At 52.0% G+C, this 17,252-nt stretch carries 18 protein-coding genes and 1 other annotated feature; of the genes, 17 read left to right on the top strand and 1 reads right to left on the bottom strand.

Going from position 1 to position 17,252, the window contains the following annotated elements; all coding sequences use genetic code 11:
- The 10 genes from ACI48K_RS04115 to ACI48K_RS04070 all read left to right on the top strand — a co-directional run.
- On the top strand, positions 1–180 hold a 180-nt coding region (locus ACI48K_RS04115), incomplete at its 5' end, for a hypothetical protein (RefSeq protein WP_475026368.1).
- A 444-nt stretch (positions 181–624) separates the two neighbouring features.
- Complete coding sequence (locus ACI48K_RS04110) at positions 625–960, top strand: YlmC/YmxH family sporulation protein (protein ID WP_475026367.1); 336 nt, start codon at positions 625–627, stop codon at positions 958–960.
- A 78-nt stretch (positions 961–1,038) separates the two neighbouring features.
- Positions 1,039–1,887 (top strand): peptidoglycan editing factor PgeF, encoded by an 849-nt coding sequence (gene pgeF / locus ACI48K_RS04105; RefSeq protein WP_475026378.1) that lies wholly within the window; start codon positions 1,039–1,041, stop codon positions 1,885–1,887.
- Positions 1,888–1,895: 8 nt separating this feature from the next.
- A complete protein-coding gene (locus ACI48K_RS04100; RefSeq protein ID WP_475026366.1) occupies positions 1,896–2,588 on the top strand; it encodes a YggS family pyridoxal phosphate-dependent enzyme in 693 nt (230 codons plus the stop codon).
- Positions 2,588–3,037 carry a cell division protein SepF gene (locus tag ACI48K_RS04095; protein WP_475026365.1) on the top strand — a complete coding sequence of 150 codons (450 nt, stop codon included), beginning with the start codon at positions 2,588–2,590 and terminating at the stop codon, positions 3,035–3,037. Before ACI48K_RS04100 ends, ACI48K_RS04095 begins: the two co-directional genes overlap by 1 nt.
- A 7-nt stretch (positions 3,038–3,044) precedes the next feature.
- Entirely contained in the window at positions 3,045–3,314 is a 270-nt protein-coding gene (locus ACI48K_RS04090) for a YggT family protein (RefSeq protein ID WP_475026364.1), read from the top strand.
- A gap of 10 nt (positions 3,315–3,324) precedes the next feature.
- Positions 3,325–4,107 carry a YlmH family RNA-binding protein gene (locus tag ACI48K_RS04085; RefSeq protein ID WP_475026363.1) on the top strand — a complete coding sequence of 261 codons (783 nt, stop codon included), beginning with the start codon at positions 3,325–3,327 and terminating at the stop codon, positions 4,105–4,107.
- 141 nt (positions 4,108–4,248) lie between these two features.
- Entirely contained in the window at positions 4,249–4,797 is a 549-nt protein-coding gene (locus tag ACI48K_RS04080; RefSeq protein WP_475026362.1) for a DivIVA domain-containing protein, read from the top strand.
- 81 nt (positions 4,798–4,878) lie between these two features.
- Positions 4,879–5,187 (top strand) — a binding site (T-box leader).
- A 52-nt stretch (positions 5,188–5,239) separates the two neighbouring features.
- Positions 5,240–8,335 (top strand): isoleucine--tRNA ligase, encoded by a 3,096-nt coding sequence (gene ileS / locus ACI48K_RS04075; protein WP_475026361.1) that lies wholly within the window; start codon positions 5,240–5,242, stop codon positions 8,333–8,335.
- A gap of 169 nt (positions 8,336–8,504) precedes the next feature.
- On the top strand, positions 8,505–8,855 hold the full coding sequence (locus tag ACI48K_RS04070; RefSeq protein WP_475026360.1) for a DUF5665 domain-containing protein: 351 nt from the start codon (positions 8,505–8,507) through the stop codon (positions 8,853–8,855).
- Here the strand turns inward: ACI48K_RS04070 and ACI48K_RS04065 are convergent.
- On the bottom strand, positions 8,842–9,585 hold the full coding sequence (locus tag ACI48K_RS04065) for a TraR/DksA C4-type zinc finger protein (protein ID WP_475026359.1): 744 nt from the start codon (positions 9,583–9,585) through the stop codon (positions 8,842–8,844). The genes ACI48K_RS04070 and ACI48K_RS04065 overlap by 14 nt on opposite strands.
- Before the next feature lie 207 nt (positions 9,586–9,792).
- Between ACI48K_RS04065 and lspA the strand changes: the two genes are divergently transcribed.
- The 7 genes from lspA to carA all read left to right on the top strand — a co-directional run bounded on the left by lspA (position 9,793) and on the right by carA (position 17,249).
- Positions 9,793–10,290 (top strand): signal peptidase II, encoded by a 498-nt coding sequence (gene lspA / locus ACI48K_RS04060; RefSeq protein WP_475026358.1) that lies wholly within the window; start codon positions 9,793–9,795, stop codon positions 10,288–10,290.
- Positions 10,287–11,234, top strand: a complete 948-nt coding sequence (locus ACI48K_RS04055; protein WP_475026357.1) for an RluA family pseudouridine synthase — start codon at positions 10,287–10,289, stop codon at positions 11,232–11,234. The genes lspA and ACI48K_RS04055 overlap by 4 nt, the downstream gene beginning before the upstream one ends.
- A 138-nt stretch (positions 11,235–11,372) precedes the next feature.
- Positions 11,373–12,626: an LL-diaminopimelate aminotransferase gene (locus ACI48K_RS04050; protein WP_475026356.1), complete on the top strand. Its 1,254-nt coding sequence runs from the start codon at positions 11,373–11,375 to the stop codon at positions 12,624–12,626.
- Between the two features lie 623 nt (positions 12,627–13,249).
- Positions 13,250–13,795, top strand: coding sequence for a bifunctional pyr operon transcriptional regulator/uracil phosphoribosyltransferase PyrR (gene pyrR / locus ACI48K_RS04045; RefSeq protein WP_475026377.1), 546 nt, complete (start codon positions 13,250–13,252; stop codon positions 13,793–13,795).
- 1 nt (position 13,796) lies between these two features.
- Positions 13,797–14,708 (top strand): aspartate carbamoyltransferase catalytic subunit, encoded by a 912-nt coding sequence (locus ACI48K_RS04040; protein WP_475026355.1) that lies wholly within the window; start codon positions 13,797–13,799, stop codon positions 14,706–14,708.
- Between the two features lie 33 nt (positions 14,709–14,741).
- Positions 14,742–16,037, top strand: a complete 1,296-nt coding sequence (locus tag ACI48K_RS04035) for a dihydroorotase (RefSeq protein ID WP_475026354.1) — start codon at positions 14,742–14,744, stop codon at positions 16,035–16,037.
- 75 nt (positions 16,038–16,112) lie between these two features.
- Positions 16,113–17,249: a glutamine-hydrolyzing carbamoyl-phosphate synthase small subunit gene (carA, locus tag ACI48K_RS04030; protein WP_475026353.1), complete on the top strand. Its 1,137-nt coding sequence runs from the start codon at positions 16,113–16,115 to the stop codon at positions 17,247–17,249.
- Positions 17,250–17,252 lie beyond the last annotated feature (3 nt).

Below are 17,252 nucleotides of genomic sequence, written 5' to 3'. Positions count from 1 at the left end.
CGTTTCTTCGGCTCCAAACTTTCTCTACGCTGCTCTTCACCACTTTACCGTTTGGGATCGCTGGACATTAAAAATGGCCCCGCGTCGCGGGACCTGAATGAGGCAGTAGTGGTGGTGGGGGAGCAGCTGCGAACCAGTTTGGGCCTGCGATCGCTGGCAAGAAAAAGAAGTGAAGGCTAAAATTCTAACGGATCTAAATGCCGTTATTACGTTGAAACCGATCGTTGGAGAAATGTAACGGACTCCACGGCCCTTATTTGGCCTAAAACACAAGTTTTTGGTTACTAGGGGCTAAATAAGGTGTCTACGATCCGTTAGAGTATGAAATGCTGCTTTGCGGGGCAAATAAAGTCTTTACGATCCGTTAGAGCGATGAAACGCTGCTTTGAGCGTGAATAAGGCTAAGCCCCCCTAGTAGTTCGTTAACCCTCAAAAACTTCGTTTACTCGTCGATCAAACGGCAAGTGCTGCTTTCCAGGTTGAGCCTCAAGTTGAGCCGATTTTCTTTTGCTTAATTTTTTTAGACATGAAACATATATATAGGGGTGAGCGGCGGAAAATGGCTTTGGGTTTAATTTGTGCAATGCATGATGATTGGATTTTGCCGGATGGGGGCGTTATATCATGGATAATGTGGTGAGGGCCAGTATGAAAATATCCGATTTCCAAACGAAGGATGTTATCAATGTAGTGGACGGGAAGCGGCTGGGGCATATCAGCGATCTTGAACTTGATTTGCGCCAGGGGATAATCGAGGCGATTGTTGTTCCCGTAAATACAAAGTTTATGGGGTTGTTTGGCGGTGGAAGCGATCTGATCATCCCGTGGAAAAATATTGTGAAGATCGGTTCTGACGTTGTCCTGGTCAAAATGGATGAACTGCGGGAAACACGAGTACAGCCGCAGTATGAAACGACAGTGTATATCGACCGGGATGGGCGAGCCGAACGCCGAAATTAAAAGCTGGAGACAAACGCGAGTGTCCGCCGTTATGGTACACTGGAAGTAGACTTGCCAATTATAACGGAGGAATGGATGATGGAGCCATTTATTAGGAATCCTATGGAGCAGCCGGAACGTTTTGAGCTTGAAGCGTGGAACCGCCGGTTTCCGGAGGTTAGCGCAGGGTTTACCGGGAGAGGCGGGGGCGTCTCTCTTCCTCCTTACGATAGCTTGAATCTTGCCTTTCATGTCGGCGATGACCCGGCACTGGTGCTCGAGAACCGGAACCGCCTTGCTGGGGAGCTTGGGTTTGCGCCCGCGGCTTGGACCTGTGGGGAGCAGGTGCACGGTAAAAAAATCGCTATCATTGGAGCCGAAGACCGTGGCAAAGGTTATCTGGACCGGAGCAGCGCCTTTCAGGAGACGGACGGCCTGGTCACCAATGTGCCGGGCGTTCTGCTTACCTCTTTTTATGCGGATTGCGTGCCGCTTTACTTTTTTGATCCTGTCCGAAAGGTTGTCGGGCTCGCGCACGCCGGGTGGAAGGGAACCGTTCAGCGAATTGCCGGGCGGATCATCGAAGCGATGCGGGAGGAATACGGTAGTAATCCGGACGATATGCTGGCGGCTATTGGCCCGAGCATCGGGGAATGCTGTTACGAAGTGGATGAAACGGTCATGGGACGGGTTCGCGAGTCGCTTGAGGCGGTCGGGGCGAAAGAGGATGAAGGTCGGATCGCTTCGCCTTCTATCCACGCGGATAGGATGATGCTGAACTTGAAAGAAATGAATCGAATCATTATGATAAAAGCAGGAATATTGCCGACTCATATCGAATGTACAACGTGGTGTACAAGCTGCCATCCGGAATATTTTTTCTCTTACCGCAAGCAGGGCGGGGTTACGGGAAGGATGGCCAGCTGGATTGGTTTGAAAGAGAGGTGATCCTTTCTTTGTCGCTTAAAGAACGGATAGAACTAGTGGAACGCCTCATTGAGGCAGCTTGCGAGCGCAGCGGACGGAGACGTGAGGACGTTCATGTCGTAGCCGTAACCAAATATGTTTCGGCCGGGATGACAGGCAAAGTCCTGGATGAAGGGATCGAACATATCGGCGAGAATCGGCCGCAAGTGGCGCTGCCGAAATGGGAAGCGTTGGACGGACGCGGCACTTGGCATTTTATCGGCCATTTGCAGAGTAATAAAGTCAAAGACATCATTGGAAAATTTCAATATATTCACTCGCTGGATCGGATTTCTCTTGCCAATGAGTTGGAGAAGCGGGCTATCGCAGAGGATGTTACGATCCAGGCATTTTTGCAGATTAACGTTTCCGGCGAATCTTCCAAGCAGGGGCTTGAACCGGACGCGGCGGCGGATTTTCTCAGAGAGGCGGCCGGACTTACCCGGGTGAAAATCATCGGGCTCATGACGATGGCGCCGATCGAAGACGATCCGGAGCTGACCAGACCGGTTTTTCGCGAACTGCGGGAGCTTCGGGACAAGCTGAATGAGCAAGGCTTGACCAAAGAACCGCTGACCGAATTATCGATGGGCATGTCGGGAGATTTTGAAGTGGCGATTGAAGAAGGGGCGACATGGGTGCGCCTTGGTACTCTTTTAGTGGGGAAAGGGGAAGAGACGTAATGGGAGTAATGAACCGGTTCATGGGCTTTCTAGGGCTGCAGGAAGAAGAGGAAATCGTAGAGCGCGAAGGGGTGTCAGAACATGAACAGCCGGAACTTGAAACCCCAAGCTTCGAGCCGCGTAGAAATCAGAAGGGAAATAATGTGGTGAGCATTCATTCCCAAAAAAACGTGAAGGTGATCCTTTACGAACCACGCTCGTATGATGAGGCCCAGGAAATTGCCGATCATCTGCGCTCTCACCGGTCGGTTGTCGTGAATTTGCAGCGGGTGCGTAATGATCAGGCCATGCGAATCATCGATTTTCTGAGCGGAACGATTTATGCGCTTAGCGGCAGTATTTCCAAAATCGGAGGCAATATTTTCTTGTGCACGCCGGATACGGTGGAAATTCAAGGCTCTATCACGGAGATCCTGACGGAGGATCTAGATTACAACAGAATGAGGTGAAGTCAGCTTGGAATATGCAATAATCAACTTCATTGACTTGCTTTACACGATTTATCAGTACATGATTATTATTTATATTTTCATGTCTTGGGTTCCGAACGTACGGGAGAGCTTTATCGGTCAACTGCTCGGCAAGCTGGTAGAGCCGTTTTTGGCTCCTTTTCGCAGATTCGTCCCGCCACTGGGAATGATGGACTTTTCGCCAATCGTAGCGTTGGTAACGCTTTGGCTCGCATCCATTGGCTTAAAAGGCATCGTTCTGTACATTTTTGGGTAGCGTGAGCGAGATGCGAGAAGATATTTACGACCATTTCAAGCCGGAAGAGCGCCCGTTCGTAGATCGGGCGTCAGAGTGGGTTGTCAATGCCGGGGATTATCATGAAGTCAAGCGAAGCGACTTCCTGGATCCGCGGCAGTGCTATATATTGGAGTCTTTAGCCAACCGCCATCCCGATGTGGCCGTCAGGCTCGACGGGGGATTTGACGGGGCTGAACGGAAACGGGCCATTATTGCTCCCGATTATCGGGATTTGGCTCAAGAACCGTTGGGACTAAAGGTACTCAGCATTACGTCCGGAGATCAGAAATTTATCGAGCTGCAGCATGGGGATTATCTGGGCGCGATTTTGGGACTGGGGCTTAAACGCGACAAAATCGGGGATATTCATGTCCGGGAGGACGGATGCCACGTGGTGGTGGCAGAAGATATCGCCCCGTTTCTCGATACAAATCTTCGTCAAGTGCACCGGGTTGGCATTATGACGGAACTGCTGGAAATCGGCGAACTGCAAACTGCGGAAAAAGAGCTGGAGCCTCATGACTTGACGGTTGCTTCCCTGCGGCTCGACGGCATCGTCAGCGATGTGTTCCGTTTAAGCCGCAGCAAGGTGCTGATTCCGATCAAAGCCGGCCGCTGCCGCGTCAACTGGAAAACGGAGGAGGATCCCTCCAAGCCGTTAAAGGCCGGAGATGTCGTTGCGCTGCAAGGCTTCGGACGGTTCAAAGTGCTTGAGATGGACGGTTTGACGAAAAAAGGAAGATACCGTGTCAAAATCGGCAAATTTATCTGAACTCTTTGCAGGAGTTCGTGGATTATTGTCGAAATTATAGATCGAAATATGTTCATGAATGAAACGTTGAAAATCGTTGAAAATGAAAATGTGACACTGCTTTTCTTGCGGGAGTTGCCAAATTCACAGGAGGTGCGGATCATGCCATTAACGCCGCTGGACATACATAACAAGGAATTCTCTAGACGTATTCGTGGTTACGATGAAGACGAAGTTAACGAATTTCTCGATCAGGTAATCAAAGATTATGAAATCGTGATTCGGGAAAACAAAGAGCTGCACAACCAATTGATCGCTTTGCAGGATAAGCTGGATCATTTTGCTAATATTGAAGAAACATTAAGCAAGACGATCATCGTGGCTCAAGAAGCCGCCGACGAAGTGAAAAACAATGCGAAGAAAGAAGCGCAGCTGATCGTGAAGGAAGCGGAAAAAAACGCCGACCGGATCGTCAACGAGTCGTTGTCCAAATCGCGCAAGATCGCCATGGAAGTGGAAGAGCTCAAGAAGCAGGCTTCCATTTACCGCGCCCGCTTCCGCACGCTGGTTGAAGCGCAACTGGACTTGTTAAGCAGCGATAGCTGGGAAACCTTAGAGGATCGTGACCGGGATCGTGAAAGAGACCGCGATCGTGACCGGGATCGCGATCGTTTGTACGAGCATGACCGCGAAGCCAAAGAGATGTACTAAGCTGGGCGTCCGCCAAGGTTGACATGTGGCGTACGGATAAGTTATAAATAATAACATATCGAAGAGTTGAATATTTTGCATAGTGATTTGATGATGGGAACCAGTACGCTGCGTGGTTGATCCTCAGAGAGTTGGCGAAATGCTGAAAGCCAATGTTCAAGCTGCAGTCGGAATATCCTCCCGGAGAAGCCAAACTGAATTTTCCGAAGGAAGCCGGACTTGCGAAAGTCTGCTGCCCGAGGGAATTGTAAGTTTTGCCGGCTGTCGGCCGTTATTCCGGCCCCATATGAAGCGTATGGGATGGAGTTGTCATGACTTCGCTGCATGGTTGTTTATATGTGCAGAGTCATGGAACAAGGGTGGTAGCGCGAGCCAAGTCTCGTCCCTTTTGGGGGCGGGGCTTTTTTTATTTTAGCTAAACGAAAGGAAGTCATTGAAAACCATGAAAAAAGTGGATGTCAAAGAACATGCGCGTACACGCGACCTGCGCATTTTGGAGAAGTGGGATCGGGAAAATACGTTCAAGCGCAGTATCGAAAACCGGGAGGGCCGTCCCAACTACGTATTTTACGAAGGGCCGCCTACGGCAAATGGACTTCCTCATATCGGGCACGTTTTGGGCCGGGTTATCAAAGATTTTGTCGGCCGCTATCAGACGATGAAGGGATATCGCGTCGTTCGCAAGGCCGGCTGGGATACGCACGGATTGCCGGTTGAGCTGGGCGTGGAGAAAGAGCTTGGTATCTCCGGAAAACAGGATATTGAAAAATACGGCATCGAGGAATTCGTCAAGAAATGCAAAGACAGTGTGTTCGGCTACGAAAAGCAGTGGCGGGAATTCACCGAAGCGATCGCATACTGGACCGATCTCGACGATCCGTATATTACGCTCAACAACACTTACATCGAAAGCGTGTGGAACATTTTAGCCACGATTCATGACAAGGGGCTGCTGTACCGCGGGCACCGCGTCAGCCCGTATTGCCCTTGCTGCCAAACCTCTCTGAGCTCTCATGAAGTGGCTCAGGGCTACGAGGACGTGAAGGATCTCAGCGCGACCGCGAAATTCAAGCTGCATGATACCGGCGAGTATGTGCTGGCCTGGACCACGACGCCTTGGACGCTGCCTGCTCACGTAGCGCTTGCCGTAAACCCGGACATGGAGTACGCCAAAGTGAAACAGGAAGACGGCGTGTATATCGTAGCCAAAAACCTGGTCGAGAAGGTCATGAAAGGCGATTATACCGTGGAGTCGATCCATAAAGGCTCCGAATTCGTCGGCAAAACCTATACGCCGCCGTTTGGCTATATCCAAGCCGAGAAAATCAATGTGATCGTAGGCGCTTCCTTCGTGACGGACGCCAGCGGTACGGGGATCGTTCACATGGCCCCGGCTCACGGTGAAGACGACTATCGCGTATGCCGCGAAAACGGCATCAGCTTTGTCAGCGTGGTAAACGGTCAAGGCCGATACACGGATGCCGTCAGCGATTTTGCCGGACGTTTCGTGAAGGATTGCGATCTGGATATCGTCAAAACGCTGTCGGAGAAAGGGCTCCTTTACAGCAAAGAAAAATACGAGCACAGCTACCCATTCTGCTGGCGCTGCAAATCGCCGCTGCTCTACTACGCGATGGAAAGCTGGTTCATCGAAACGACGGCGGTCAAGGATCAGCTGATTGCCAACAACAACACCGTGGAATGGTATCCGGGGCATGTTCGCGAAGGCCGCTTCGGCAAATTCCTCGAAGAGCTGGTGGACTGGAACATCAGCCGCAACCGCTACTGGGGAACGCCGCTTAACGTTTGGGTGTGCCCGGACTGCGGCGGACAATATGCGCCTCACAGCTTGGCGGACCTTCGCGCTCACGCGGTGGGTCACGTTAGCGAGGATTTGGAACTGCACAAGCCGTATGTAGACGAAGTCAAAGTGAAGTGCCCGCACTGCGAGGGCGGGGTTATGGAGCGGACGAGCGAAGTGATCGACGTATGGTTTGACAGCGGCTCGATGCCTTTTGCGCAGCACCATTATCCGTTTGAAAACGAACAAACCTTCGAAGAGCAGTTCCCGGCGGATATGATTTGCGAGGGCATCGACCAAACGCGCGGCTGGTTCTATAGCCTCTTGGCGGTGTCCACGCTGTTCAAAGGGAAAGCTCCTTACAAAGCGGTTATCGCAACGGGACATGTGCTGGATGAAAACGGGCAGAAGATGTCCAAATCCAAAGGCAATGTCATTGACCCATGGGAAATCATCAATGAATTCGGCACGGACGCGTTCCGATGGGCTCTGCTGTCGGACAGCGCGCCTTGGAACAGCAAACGGTTCTCCAAAGGCATTGTGGCCGAAGCGAAATCCAAAGTAGTGGATACGCTCGTGAATACGCATGCGTTTCTGACGCTGTATGCCGGTATTGACGGCTACAAGCCGGAGGAGCATCTTTTCCGTCCGTCCGGCAGCAAGCTGGACCGCTGGATTCTCTCACGGCTGAACAGCCTGATTCTCACCGTCGATAAAGGCCTGGCCGTAAACGACTTCGTTAATTCTTCCCAAGCGATCGAAAGCTTTATCGACGAGCTCAGCAACTGGTACATCCGCCGCTCGCGCGACCGCTTCTGGGGCAGCGGCCTTGGCGAAGACAAACTGTCTGCCTACCAAACATTGACCGGTGTTCTGCTGACCTTGTCCCAACTGATTGCTCCGTTTGCGCCGCTGGTGGCCGAAGATATTTTCACCAATCTCGGCGGCGGGGAAAGCGTTCATTTTGCCGATTACCCGAAAGCGGATGAAGCCTTAATCGATCCTGCTTTGGAAGAAGACATGGAAAGCGCGCGCCAAATCGTCGAACTGGCCCGCAACGTCCGCAACGAAACGGGGATCAAAACGCGGCAGCCGTTATCCAGCCTGATCGTATCGATGGACCGTGATTTCGCGGTGGCGGAATATGAGGAGATCATCAAGGACGAAATCAACGTCAAAGTGATCGATATCGAAACCAGCGACAGCGGCTTCGTAGATTTCACGCTGAAGCTGAACCTGAAGGTAGCCGGGAAGAAATACGGCAAAAACGTCGGTTTCCTGCAGGGTTACCTGAAAAACCTGGCTGCGGAAAATACGCGGTCGATCGTGGAGAGCGGCGTGTTGAACGTGACTTCGCCGGAGGGCGAAGAGCTCTCGGTCACCGCAGACGAACTGCTGATCGAAAAGCAAGCGAAGCCGGGCTTCGCTTCGGCATCGGGTTACGGCTTGACCGTCGCGTTGAACACGGACATCACGCCGGAGCTTGAACAGGAAGGCTGGGTTCGCGAAGTGGTCCGGGCGGTGCAGGATACCCGTAAGAAGCTCGATCTGCCGATCGAAAAGCGGGTTCATCTTACGCTTGACGTCGATGATGAACTCCAAGCTGCGATCACGGCGTTTGAACATGTTCTTCGGGAGAACGTATTGATTACCGATGTCGCTTTCGGAAAACCGGAGGGACAGGTAGAGAACGTAGACCTCGGCAGCAAGCAAATCGGCGTTTATATCGAAGCGTGATTTGAATCTTGCAGAGCGCGAATTGAGAGGTTGAATGGAGAAAAGGCCGGAAGGCCATAATAGAAGCAACCGATAACGAACGAGCTTGGGCCTTTCCTTTTTCAAAAAAGGAAGGCCGGGCTCGTTTGTATTTTTGAAATTACATGATCGGATTGGGGTGCCTATATTTATGACTCGTCGCAAAACGGCTGCTGAACCGCCGGGGGAGGAATTTCCGAAAACGCCGGAAGAGCAAATGAACGCTTTGTACCGTCTCACCCTGAACTGGACAAGGCAGCTGGAAAAATCAAGGATTGCGGAGTACACCGAACTTTTAAACCGGCCCTGGCGCCTGATTTGGCTGAATATCCTTTCGGGTACCGCCAGAGGGGTCGGCATCGCAATCGGCTTTACTTTTTTCGCGGCGACGATTATCTATGTGCTTCAGGTACTTGGCGCACTGAATCTGCCGATCATCGGTGATTATATTGCCGACATTGTGCGGATCGTTCAGCGGCAGCTTGAGCTTAATACGTATTAGGCCCGGTGCCGAGCGAATCTTCGCTTTCCAGATGCTCGGTTGCGCTCATATGCTTGCGGTATTGTCCATTGCGGAAAAAGAACGCGTTTTGACTCTCGCCGTAGATGTCTGTAGCCACGAAGCTTTCGTACGGTTCGACAAACCCGTCGAGCTCGCTTGCGGCCTCGATCTCCATGTCATTATAGTCGTCGACTTCCGAATCCTCGGCGAATGCCGGAGTGTTGGACGTGCCGTAGCTCTCCACGATTTGCCACGCGTCCTCGCCGTCAAAACCGTTCTGGTCTTCATGTTCGTCGAGACTTGTCCGCCCAAATGGAGGATCCAGGAAAAGCTCCTCGATAGGACGTTTTGCCGAGACGAATTGCTGCGGGCTGTGCTTGACACAATAGGCTGTCTCGGGTACAGCTTTAAGGCGCTCATAGCGAATCGCCTTTCCGCAAACGTCGCAATAGCCGTAGCTGCCGTCGGCCATTCGCCGGAGAGCGCTCTCGATGCGGGTCAGTTGCAGTTCGTCATGCTCGATCAGTGCCAGGTCCTTGCCCCGCTCATACACCTCCGACCCGATGTCGGCCGGATGGTTGTCGATGGTGCTGAGCTCGCTGGTGTTGTCGCGAACCGAACCTTCCATGCCGTAGTGATCGTTTTGGTCAAGACTGCGTTCCAAGGAGCTGCGGGCCTCTTCCAGACTGGATTTCAGATGATTTAGTTGCTTATTCGTCAAGTGCGACATTTGGGGTACTCCTTTCAATGACATAGCCTTGGCTTTATCGGCTTCTCTTAGCGGTATTTTACGCAAAAACAAGCCGAAATACCTAAGGAAAATCCTTTCGTGCATGGACGGGCGAATTGCGGCTGTGCTACAATATACAAGGCTTACAAGTGGATAATCCTGCCGTTATTGCGGCGGCGGGCAATCAAAGATGAGGTGACTTGCCGCGTGGTATATTTTCTGATTGCATTGATTGTTTTTCTCATTGACCAAGGAACCAAGTACCTGATCGCAACCGGTCTGACGATCGGGGAGCAAATTCCGGTGATCGGCAACTTTTTCCTGATTACTTCTTCCCGCAACCGCGGTGCGGCATTCGGGATTTTGCAGGACCAGCGCTGGTTTTTTATCGTCGTTACGACGCTGGTTGTGGCGGGAATCATATGGTATTTGCTCAGAGTAAGTCGCCGGCCGAACAAACTTCTGCCTGTGGCGCTTTCGCTTGTTTTGGGCGGGGCCGTCGGCAACTTTTTGGATCGGGCGGTGAGCGGCGAAGTCGTTGATTTTTTGCAGCTTAACTTCGGGTCGTATACGTTCCCGATTTTTAACGCAGCCGATTCGAGCATTGTCGTTGGCGTTGCGCTGATTATCTTTGACTCGCTTTTGGAAATTCGCCGTGAGAAACGCTCGGCTCAACCAGGGCAAGAACATGAGGAGAAGATATGAATTTGGACAGGTTCATCACCGATTCCGAGGATGAAAGCTTCGATTGGGCAGCAGAAGCGGAATCCGCCAAGAGTCGGATTGATAAATACGTAAAAGAGCAGCTCGGCGACGATGTATCACGGAGTCAAATCCAGCTGTGGATCGAAGAAGGGCATGTGAAGGTGAATGGAGTGCCCGTCAAAGCAAATTACAAAGTGGCTGAAGGCGACAGAATCTCACTGATGATTCCTGAGCCGGCGTCCGCAGAAATTGTGCCCGAGGACATCCCGCTCGACGTTTATTTCGAGGACGGGGATGTCATTGTTGTCAATAAGCCCCGCGGTATGGTTGTTCACCCCGCTCCGGGACATTCGGGCGGTACCCTAGTCAATGCGCTGATGTTCCATTGCAAGGATTTATCCGGCATCAACGGCGAGCTGCGGCCCGGCATCGTTCACCGCATCGACAAGGACACGTCGGGGCTAATTATGGCGGCAAAAAACGATAAAGCGCATGCCTCGCTGGCGGCGCAGCTTAAGGAGCATTCCGTGACGCGCAAATATTTTGCGCTCGTCCACGGCAACGTCAGCCATGACCAGGGAACCGTGGACGCTCCGATCGGCAGGGATCCACACGACCGAAAAATGTATACGGTTGTGGAGCGCAACAGCAAACACGCGGTGACCCATTTTCAGGTGGTCGAACGGTTTGGCGATTATACGCTGCTCGAGCTGAAGCTGGAAACCGGACGTACGCATCAGATTCGCGTTCATATGAAATTCATCGGTCATCCGTTGGTCGGGGACCCGCTCTACGGCCGCAGCAAAGGCGTCAAAATGGACGGGCAGGCGCTGCATGCCGCCGTACTGGGATTTATTCATCCCGGGGACGGGCGCTATCTTGAGTTTTCCGCTCCGATCCCGGAAGATATGGAACATGTGCTTCTGTCATTAAGAAATCGTTGACCTGCTAGTGGTTATATGGGATTACCGACTTCGGACATGTTCAAAAAGTACAAACGATCCGGTAATTAGTCCATTCTCTATTAGCTCGTCTTCCCGCACTATTAAGAAGGTAGATTTAATGAAGGAGATGGATGGTTTATGAGTTTAGTCAATGAACAAGAAACCTACATTCAGCAGCAATTCGCGGAACGCATCGGCGGAGCCAACTACGGTAAAGATACCAACATTTATAAATTTGAAAAAATCAAACGCGCCAAAGCGGCGGCCAAAATGGATTTTCCCGACATTGAACTGATCGATATGGGCGTCGGCGAACCCGACGACATGGCCGATACCGGCATTGTAGCCAAACTGGCCGAGGAAGCGGCGAAACGGGAAAATCGCGGTTATGCCGATAACGGGATCCCCGATTTCAAAGAAGCGGCGGCTGTTTATATGCGCGACGTGTTCGGCGTGGACGGCATTGATCCTGTAACGGAGATCGTGCACTCCATCGGTTCGAAGCCTGCGCTGGCCATGCTGCCATCGTGCTTTATCAACCCTGGAGACATCACGATCATGACCGTGCCGGGGTATCCGATCATGGGAACGCATACGAAATATCTCGGCGGCGAAGTGCATACGGTTCAATTGACGGAGGATCGCAATTTTCTGCCGGATCTTAACGCGATTCCGGAAGAAGTAGCGCGCAAAGCCAAACTGATTTATTTGAATTATCCGAATAACCCGACCGGAGCAACCGCAACCAAGGAGTTTTTCTCCGAGGTGGTCGCTTGGGCTAAAAAATATCATGTAATTGTAGTGCATGACGCCCCGTATGCCGGCTTGATGTATGACGGAGAAAAGCCGTTCAGCTTTTTGTCCGTACCGGGCGCAAAGGATGTAGGCGTGGAGCTTCATTCTTTGTCCAAGTCTTACAATATGACCGGCTGGAGAATCGGATTTGTCGTAGGGAACCCGCTTGTTGTCAAAGCGTTCAGCGATGTGAAGGATAACAACGATTCCGGGCAGTTTATCGCGATTCAAAAAGCAGCGGCTTACGGATTGGCCCATCCCGAAATCACGGATAAAATTGCTTTGAAATATTCGCGCCGCCACAATTTGCTGGTTGACGCCTTAAACGAACTTGGATTCAAAGCCAAAAAGCCGAAGGGTTCGTTCTATCTGTACGTAGAAGCGCCTAAGGCCGTTGAAGGCGGGCCTGCGTTTGCGACGGCGGAGGACTTTTCGCAATTCCTGATCCGCGAGAAATTGATCTCTACCGTACCGTGGGACGACGCTGGACATTTTATCCGCTTCTCGGTGACATTTACCGCTGACGGAGAAGAAGAAGAGCGCCGTGTTATTGCGGAAATCAAACGCCGGCTGGGCGATTTGAAGTTTGTATTTTAACAAAAGATTTCATTGGTTATGAAAAAGGCGAAGCAGGGATATCCTGCTTCGCCTTTTTTGATTTTCCGATTCCTTAATCTTGCCCCGAAAGCGGCAGGCCGTACGGATAGTTTAGATTGATACCTTCCATCGATCTTCCATTTTGTCGATCGGTATGCAGCATGAATGATGTTCATTTGGACTTTGAATATTAATAAGATGAATAAAGAACGACTTTTATTCGGTTAAATAAAGAGTATCGATAAAAACATGGTTGAATAAATATAAACTGAAATGTATAATTATTTAAGGCTATTATCATTTCATAAGCAACCCCGGCGGGACAGCGTTTATCCACCCTTGTTTTGGCTGCCGATGATTTTCAGGCGTATTGTCTTGACAGGCTAACCTCCTTCTGTCATAATTCATGTAAATCAATAGCACCTTTAATTCAGTCCTGTGAGGCTGGCAAGGTAACGTGAATGGGGATTTAGGGGAAAACCGCGGTTTTCTTCCGGCCCCAAGTGACAGTCATGGTTATTCACTGTGACTAGAGACTCCTTGCCTGAATCCGGCAAGGAGTTTTTTTACGCGCCAATCACGGTACGAAGGTGGAAATCCATGTCCTTAAGGAGGCCAGAATGTTGAGCATCGAAAGTCATGTCATTATGGATGAGACGGCGATTCGGCGGGCACTTACAAGAATTGCGCATGAAATTTTGGAGAGAAACAAAGGGATCGAGGGCTGCGTGCTTGCGGGGATCAAAACTCGAGGCGTATTCCTGGCCAAACGGCTGGCAGAGCGATTGGAGGAGATCGAGGGAACCGTGATTCCCTGGGGAGAGCTTGACGTAACCTTCTACCGCGATGACCGCGAGGAATCGGATCAAGTCATGGAGAGAGCTTCATTCCCTGTATCGATTCAAGGCAAAAAAATCATTCTGTTCGACGATGTGTTATACACCGGACGCACGATTCGGGCGGCCATGGACGCGATCATGGATTGCGGGCGGCCTGAATCGATTCAGCTTGCGGTTCTTGCCGACCGCGGCCACCGGGAGCTGCCGATTCGCGCCGATTATATCGGCAAAAACGTGCCAACGTCCAAAACGGAAGAAATCGAAGTGCTTCTTCAGGAATATGACGGGACAGACCTCGTCCGCATCCTGCACCACCGGGAGGCGAACTGAGATGGCAATGACGGCATCCGTTGTGAAGGAACGCAGCTTGCTCGGGCTTAAAAACTTGAGCGCCTCCGAAATCTCCTCGATTCTTGACCGTGCGGCTTATTGGGATTCGAGCTCTGAAAAGGTAGTTCCGGTGCTGCAGGACCGGTTCGTATCGAACATGTTTTTCGAGAACAGCACGCGGACCCGCTTTTCTTTTGAAATGGCGGAAAAACGGCTTGGCGCGCAGGTGCTCAATTTTGCCGCCGCGGTCTCCAGCGTGGAGAAGGGTGAATCGATTTATGACACGGTGCGGACCTTGGAATCGATGGGCATCGAAGCAGGAGTAATTCGCCTGAAACCGGTTGGGATGCTCGAAGAGATCGCACCCAAAATCTCCGTGCCGCTGATCAACGCGGGAGACGGCAACAATGAACATCCAACTCAAGCGCTGCTTGATCTGTATACGATGAAACGCCATTTCGGCGAACTGAAGGGACTCAAGGTTTCGATCATCGGAGACATTAAACACAGTCGGGTGGCCCGCTCCAATTTATGGGCACTGCAAAAATTCGGCGCCGACGTGAAGCTGTGCGCGCCGGAAAATATGCAGGCGCCGGAGCTTGCGGCTGTGGCCCCTTACGTGCCGATGGACGAAGCGCTTTGCTCCGACGTGGTCATGATGCTGCGCGTGCAGCTTGAGCGTCATACGGACGGGATTTTCAAGTCCGCCGAAGAGTACCGCTTGCACTACGGATTAACGGAGGAGAGAGCCGACAAATTGGCTCCGCATGTGATCATCATGCATCCGGCCCCGGTAAACCGGAACGTGGAAATCGACGACGCCGTCGTAGAGCATCCGCAATCGCGCATTTTCAAGCAAATGGAAAACGGGGTGCCGATTCGGATGGCCGTGATGGAGAGAGCCTTGAAATAAACCTTAGAACATGACCGGAGGATGATCGATACCATGCGACTTAGGATTCTAAATGCAGCTGTCCTGAACGAAAACGGGGATTTGCAGCTTTCTCATATCAGCGTCAAAGACGGGCTAATCGAGAAGATAGAAAAAGCCGAAGAGGAGCAGGCTGCGACCGGCTCCGCACCGGAATGGCAGACCATAGACGCCGGCGGCAAACTGGTTGCACCGGGATTTATCGATATGCATGTTCATCTTCGCGAGCCGGGGTTTGAGCATAAGGAAACGATTGAAACGGGCTCAAGATCGGCTGCCAAAGGCGGATATACGACCATCGCTTGCATGCCGAATACAAAACCGGTGACCGATAATCCGGAAACGGTAAAATGGGTTCGGGGAAAAGCCGATGCGCTTGGGATGATTCATGTCCTCCCATATGCGGCAATCACGAAAAACGAGCAGGGCCAGGAGCTTACGGATTTTGCGGCTCTGAAAGAAGCCGGTGCGGTCGGATTTACAGACGACGGGGTTGGCGTGCAAAACGCGCAAATGATGAAAGATGCCATGAGCCGGGCAGCCGCCTTGGAAATGCCGGTCGTCGCGCATTGCGAAGACAACTCGCTTGTGGTGGGAGCGCCGGTGGCCGAGGGCGAATTTGCCAGAAAACACGGGCTGAAAGGCATTCCGAACGAGTCGGAGGCAATCCATGTCGGACGCGATATTTTGCTTGCTGAAGCGACGGGCGTACATTACCATGTGTGCCATGTCAGTACGGAACAGTCGATCCGGTTGATCCGCCAGGCCAAGGAAGTCGGTATCAGCGTGACCGCCGAGGTTTGCCCGCATCACCTTCTTTTAACGGATGATGATATTCCGGGACTGGACGCCAATTGGAAAATGAATCCTCCGCTTAGATCCAAGCGGGATGTTGAGGCTTGCATCGCTGCGCTGGAGGATGGAACGCTGGACATGATCGTAACCGACCATGCTCCGCACAGCGCAGAGGAAAAAGCGAAGGGCATGCAGATGGCTCCGTTTGGCATCGTCGGGTTCGAGACGGCGTTTCCGCTGCTGTACACGAAGTTTGTTGCCGAAGGACGCTGGAGTCTCGCGATGCTGGTGCAGAGAATGACCGCCGATCCGGCCCGCGTGTTCGGACTGAACGCCGGAAGCATTAAGCCTGGAGCCCCTGCCGATCTGACGATCGTCGATTTGAGCGAGGAACGGGTGGTGGATCCCGAGACATTTGCATCCAAGGGGCGGAATACGCCTTTTGCCGGATGGAAGCTGAAGGGTTGGCCCGTTACCACGATCGTGGACGGAAAAGTGGTTTGGAGCGAGAAATAGCCCGGTTTAGCAAAGAAAAAGCGTTTATAGAGATTGCAATAAATGGAAAAGTTAAGCGCAAAGGAGTGCTAGAGGATGCAGGCAAGATTGTTGTTGGAAGACGGCACGCTGTTTACCGGAAAATCTTTCGGGGCTGAAGTCGACAAAACGGGCGAGGTCGTTTTTAATACGGGTATTACGGGATATCAAGAGGTCATTTCCGACCCTTCGTACTGCGGACAGATCGTTACGATGACTTATCCGCTGATCGGGAACTACGGCATCTCGCGCGATGATTTCGAATCGATCACCCCTTCGATTCACGGATTTATCGTGCGGCGCTACGAGCCTACCCCGAGCAACTGGCGGGCGCAATACAACCTGGGCGATCTTTTGAAGGAATACGGGATTCCGGGGATCACCGATATCGATACGCGTATGCTGACACGGATCATCCGTCATCACGGCACGATGAAAGGAATTTTGACCACCTCTTCGAAATCCGTGGAGGAGCTTAAAGAGATGATGCTGGCTACCAGCATCGAAGAGCTGCGCAATCAGGTGGCACGAACCTCCACCCGGCACATATACAGCAGCCCGGGTTCCAAGGAGCGGATCGTGCTCGTGGATTTCGGCGCCAAGAGCGGAATTTTGCGCGAACTGAACAAACGGGACTGCGACGTGGTTATCGTCCCGCATGACACAACGGCCGAGGAAATCCGCCGCCTGCATCCCGACGGAATTCAGCTGACTAACGGCCCTGGGGACCCGAAGGATGTTCCTTACGCGGCCAAGATGATTTCCGAGCTTCTCGGCGAATATCCGATCTTCGGCATTTGCCTGGGGCATCAGCTGTTTGCGCTGGCCTGCGGCGCGGATACCGAGAAGCTGAAATTCGGACATCGCGGCGGCAACCACCCGGTGAAAGAGCTGGAATCCGGGCGCTGCTACATTACTTCCCAGAACCACGGCTACACGGTAACGGAATCCTCGATTGCCGGAACAGATCTGGAAGTGACGCACATCAATAATAACGACAAGACGATCGAAGGCTTGAAGCATACGAAATACCCGGCTTTTTCGGTGCAGTATCATCCGGAAGCCGCTCCGGGTCCTTACGATAACGGTTATCTGTTCGACCGTTTCATCGATATGATCCGGGAGCACAAACGTCAGCATCCGCAGAAGCCTCGCCAAGCGGAGCTGCTGATCATCGCGAAAGGAGATCTGTAACCC

It is taken from the genome of Paenibacillus terrisolis (assembly GCF_056171975.1).
This window is presented reverse-complemented; position numbering and strand designations above follow the sequence as displayed.